General features: G+C 51.1%; 3 tRNA genes. All 3 read right to left on the bottom strand.

Annotation, left to right across the window (positions count from 1 at the left end):
• Positions 1–2 precede the first annotated feature (2 nt).
• A tRNA-Arg gene (locus JI667_RS21320) sits at positions 3–76 on the bottom strand.
• A 112-nt stretch (positions 77–188) separates the two neighbouring features.
• A tRNA-Leu gene (locus JI667_RS21325) sits at positions 189–277 on the bottom strand.
• Between the two features lie 5 nt (positions 278–282).
• Positions 283–357, bottom strand: a tRNA-Gly gene (locus JI667_RS21330).
• Positions 358–446: the final 89 nt, after the last annotated feature.

A 446-nucleotide genomic window follows, 5' to 3' on the forward strand; every position in this document is an offset into this window, starting at 1 on the left:
GGCGCGCCCGAGAGGAGTCGAACCCCTAACCTTTTGATCCGTAGTCAAACGCTCTATCCAATTGAGCTACGGGCGCAAATTAATTCTATAATAGTAACGTATGGAAAAATATTTTGCTGTCGCAAATTAATGAAGATTATTTTGCTGTCGCACCTTATGGAAAGATATTTTGCTTACGCAAAAATCTTTGGTGCCGAGGACCGGAATCGAACCGGTACGGTAGTCACCTACCGCAGGATTTTAAGTCCTGTGCGTCTGCCAGTTCCGCCACCCCGGCTAGTTTGGAGCGGAAGACGGGATTCGAACCCGCGACCCCCACCTTGGCAAGGTGGTGTTCTACCACTGAACTACTTCCGCGCAAAATAAATGGTGCGGGTGAAGGGACTTGAACCCCCACGCCTTGCGGCGCCAGATCCTAAGTCTGGTGCGTCTGCCAATTCCGCCAC

Source organism: Bacillus sp. NTK074B (assembly GCF_017303375.1).
GTDB lineage: Bacteria > Bacillota > Bacilli > Bacillales > Bacillaceae_B > Rossellomorea.